Here is a 536-nt window from a genome sequence, read left to right on the forward strand (position 1 = left end):
GTTTGATTTAGTTGATTAACCTTAAGCCGATAGGCTTTCCAAGGTTTGATCAGGGTGCGAAACTTGAGTTAAATATTATAGTGTCTATCTTTTTCAGCGAGCTGGACTGTAGTATCCGGAGACTCTTCCTGCGCCTGCTGAACCAGATCGCTCCAATTTCCAGTTTGTGGCAGATGAGTAAGTATCAGGTTCGATACGCCAGCTTTTGATGCGATCTGTCCGCATTCTTTTGCTGTCATATGGACCGTGTGATTCTCCATACCTTTATAGAAGTTACTATCTGCTAAAAGATAATCGGCCGATTCACAGAATGGTATAAAGTCTTCAATAAATCCTGAATCCGCAGTAAACACGAGTACTTTACCGGTGGATCTTTCCGTAATTCTGAAAGCGTAACACGGAACAGGGTGAAGAGTCTTCAGGTGTTCGATATCAAACGGCCCAATCGTCAACTTAGGTTCTTCATTATCAGTTTTCCGAGCGAGAAAACCCACGGTTTCAATCGTGGGATGATAGCTCGGCAGGGATGAGGGTTC

At 43.8% G+C, this 536-nt stretch carries 1 protein-coding gene; it reads right to left on the reverse strand.

The genetic code is table 11. From position 1 onward, the window contains the following. Positions 1–68 precede the first annotated feature (68 nt). The coding region (locus tag ABFX15_RS11335; RefSeq protein WP_346025512.1) for an MBL fold metallo-hydrolase at positions 69–536 on the reverse strand (468 nt) is incomplete at its 5' end.

The sequence above is a fragment of the Alkalibacterium indicireducens genome (assembly GCF_039522005.1).
Lineage (GTDB): Bacteria > Bacillota > Bacilli > Lactobacillales > Carnobacteriaceae_A > Alkalibacterium > Alkalibacterium indicireducens.